Below are 3,341 nucleotides of genomic sequence, written 5' to 3' on the forward strand. Positions count from 1 at the left end.
TTTTCGCGCCTCGTGTACTAGCATCGCTTTACGTCGTTATTAATTGAGGTAGTACCGACGAATCCTACCTGTGCTAGGCTACACACTTAATATATTATACACCTTTTTCTAATAAATTCTGGAAAAGTCGCCCTAGAAGGGCAAGGCTTGAGACCCATTATTTTGGTCAAAAATGCCACTTAGGTTTTATAATACTCCCGAATTAGGGTACATACTGCTTTGATCCTCAGGGTGCATCTATATTATTGGATTTTCTTTGATCTTATTGGTCAAGTTTTTGGATCTGAGTCTCGTCAGGGAGAAGATAATAAAACAGCATTTCACACAAAAAAATAGCAAATTCATAGCAATTATCGAGCTCAATAACAAATTAATCTATGTCTGAATCATCAATTACTATTACAGTCAAGCTTTTTGCTGCCTATCAAGAAACCTATGGCTTGCCAGAACTCCAGTTAGGATTTCCCCCTCAAACATCAGTATCAGCCGTGCTAGACCGTTTACTGAGTGAACACCCAGAGCTGGAGCAATGGCGTGAAGTGACGCGCTTTGGCATCAATCTCCAATTCGTTCCCCCCGATACCCCCTTGCAAGATGGGGATGAAGTGGTTCTGATTCCTCCTGTTAGCGGTGGCTAATCGATTATTGTGCCTGCAAGCCTTTTGCCTCCAAGGGCTGTGTTTCTAGTAAAAACTCAGAAAAATTGACTGATATGTAGGGTTGCTTCGCCATGATCAGGAATCCAGGATACCCACTGGTCTTGTGAAATCTGGCAAAGCAGTAGCGCTTCATCAAAGCTATAGGGATTAGGTAGCTCTAACAGACGTACCCAAGTCCCAGGTTGGAACGGTTCCTGGGACTGATCTAAGTTGGGATTAGGGGAGCTGTTCCAAGTCGGGGTTTGGGTCTGCGATTCTAAAAGTTTCATGGTTCTCTCATCAAGGTAAAAAAATTCCCGTCTACCCTAGCTGAGACTGCTTCGAGCCAAAATCTTCCCAGACAATGGGTAAACTTTAACTATTTTCTGTATTTAATTTTACAAAAATAACTGGGCAGCACTAGCGTTGTGAGAGCTAATGTAATTTATCTTTGGATAACTTTACAGGATGCCTCGCCAAAGGGCATTGCTTAAAGTAGGAGTAATGTGTCGGTGGCAAATGGCTGATAGCTGATAGCTGATAGCTGATAGCTGATAGCTGATAGCTGATAGCTGATAGCTGATAGCTGATAGCTTACTTAAAAAATAAACACAAGTTGCAGCTGCAATTCTTTTACCTGACGCAAGATTTCAATTTTTTGAATAAACTCCCGAAAGTAAAACCGACGCTCTGATTCTGATAAATCAATCCAGAATTGAGGAATGGATACTGTCTGAGCGATCGCTTTTAAATTCACTGGCGGCAAAGCAGCTAGCTGCTGCTGCAATTGGGAAATTTCTGTCCGTAGTTTGTATGCTCGTAAATCAGCAGTTTCTTGATCAAGCACCCCACTAGACGTTAACAGGGTTAGCTGCTCTAAATTATCTTTTTTTTGAGTAATTTTACCCTGAAGGGATTCCTTGACCCCATCCAAGCTGGGAGCATTCATAGCAGCAACAGCACGGGGTAATTCCTGACAGATCAGTTGAATAGTCTGCTCCAAGACCTGTTCATAACTAAGAGCACGGCATTTGGGATGCTTAGGACAATTGATCGGACGTAGGTAGAGATATTGTTTGTTTTTACGATATTGAGTAACACTAACAACGGTCATCCCCGACTGACATTCCTGACAAACCACCAACCCGGCCAAAGAACGGGGAGCACTAGCGGTTCGAGGAGGTAATTGTCGGTTGCGCCTGAGCAGTCGGTCAATTTGTGCCGCTTCTTCCCGATTCAAAATAGCACTATGGGTATCGGAAATAACCTCACCATTTTTTTGATAGCCAAGGTCTCCCCGATAAACCGGATTTGTTAGCCAACGACGCCCGGTAGTCACGGAAATCCGTTTACCATATTTTTGCTCTAAATACCGTACTGCACCCCGCAAGGAACCATAAAGCAGAAACTGTTCAAAAAAATCCTTAACCACCGGTGCCGTACTGCGGTCAATTAGATAGCGGTCTTTGCCCCGCCGATAGCCATAGGGGGCTTTTCCTGGTGGGGGTAAGGCTTTGAGGCGATTACGAGCGTGCCCTTGCCGAAGGCGGCGGCTGTTGACTTCCTGCTGGATTTCGTGTAAGAGCTTCAGTAAACTAGCGCGAATCGTAGTGTAGTTGGTAGCATCCGTTAGCTGAGCAGAATTGTAAGATTGCTCTGTGGCAATCAAACAAATACCGAGGGTTTCAATTTGGGTAATGCGATCGCTAATTTCAGCTAAACACTCTCCCAGTTCTTCCAGACGACGAATTAGCAAGTAATCAGGGGGTTGAGCTTGGCAATCCGCAACTAACTGCTGCCACTGCTGACGTCCTCCTAAATCTAGATAGATCTGATCCACCTCCAAACCCCAAACTTCTGGGTCGGGCACTGGGTCAAGTAGGGGATTGCTGTACAGGTAGGCAATGGTTTTCATCTATTTTCCCCATACCGACCTTAACCCCTAAGTGCTAATCTTACTAATCTGACTAAGCTCAATAATATTACAATCTGGATCTTGGGTAAATAATGCCGCACGACCAGACGAGCTCAATTGAATCGGGTAACCATGAGCTTGTAGAGATTCCTTCGCGTCATCTAAATTTACGACACTAAAGGCAATGTGGGGATTACGACCCCATTTTTCAGGATTTTTTAGGTCAACTTTAGCATTAGGATTAACCATCAAGTGAATTTGGAATTGACCAACCTGATACCAAGCACCAGGAAATCTCAGCTCTCGTTCAACTTTAGATAATCCCAGAATCTTACCGTAAAAATCCTCTGCCTTTTCCAAATCAGAAACTAAAACAGCAACATGAAGACACTGATTAATTTCCATAATCTTTTAATTAAAGTTACAGGTTGAAGGTTGAAGGGTTGAAGGTTTTAATGTTGAAGGTTTTAATGTTGAAGGTTGAAGGTTTGAAGGTTGAAGGTTGTTTGGTTTGAAGGTTGAAGGTTGTTTGGTTTGAAGGTTGTTTGGTTTGAAGGTTGTTTGGTTTGAAGGTTGTTTGGTTTGAAGGTTGTTTGGTTTGAAGGTTGTTTGGTTACAGGTTTAAGGTTTGATGGTTTAAGGCGACAGGTTTAAGGTTATAGCCTTGCTGACGGACACAAGTGCTTGAAAAGCAAGTAGGGGAGGGGTTGGACAAAACAGAAAAATCTGGGTAAATGGGGTAGTCAATAAAAATCCCAATTATGACCCAGAAAAAAATCTACTCACAA

Annotated in this window: 4 protein-coding genes; 1 reads left to right on the forward strand and 3 read right to left on the reverse strand. The window is 43.0% G+C overall.

The features are described from left to right. The first annotated feature begins 377 nt into the window (after positions 1-377). Positions 378-638, forward strand: a complete 261-nt coding sequence (locus tag F6K53_RS35985) for a MoaD/ThiS family protein (RefSeq protein ID WP_293021797.1) — start codon at positions 378-380, stop codon at positions 636-638. Between the two features lie 56 nt (positions 639-694). Here F6K53_RS35985 and F6K53_RS35990 read toward each other — a convergent pair whose 3' ends face one another. From F6K53_RS35990 to F6K53_RS36000, 3 genes are all read right to left on the reverse strand, one after another. Next, positions 695-928: a hypothetical protein gene (locus tag F6K53_RS35990; protein WP_293021796.1), complete on the reverse strand. Its 234-nt coding sequence runs from the start codon at positions 926-928 to the stop codon at positions 695-697. 308 nt (positions 929-1,236) lie between these two features. Next, on the reverse strand, positions 1,237-2,553 hold the full coding sequence (locus F6K53_RS35995) for a recombinase family protein (protein ID WP_293021794.1): 1,317 nt from the start codon (positions 2,551-2,553) through the stop codon (positions 1,237-1,239). Positions 2,554-2,580: 27 nt separating this feature from the next. After that, the gene (locus F6K53_RS36000; RefSeq protein WP_293074562.1) at positions 2,581-2,958 is read right to left on the reverse strand and encodes a VOC family protein; all 378 of its coding nucleotides are present in this window, start codon (positions 2,956-2,958) and stop codon (positions 2,581-2,583) included. Between the last annotated feature and the right edge of the window lie 383 nt (positions 2,959-3,341).

This window comes from Moorena sp. SIO4A1, assembly GCF_010672065.1.
In the GTDB taxonomy this organism is placed as follows: domain Bacteria; phylum Cyanobacteriota; class Cyanobacteriia; order Cyanobacteriales; family Coleofasciculaceae; genus Moorena.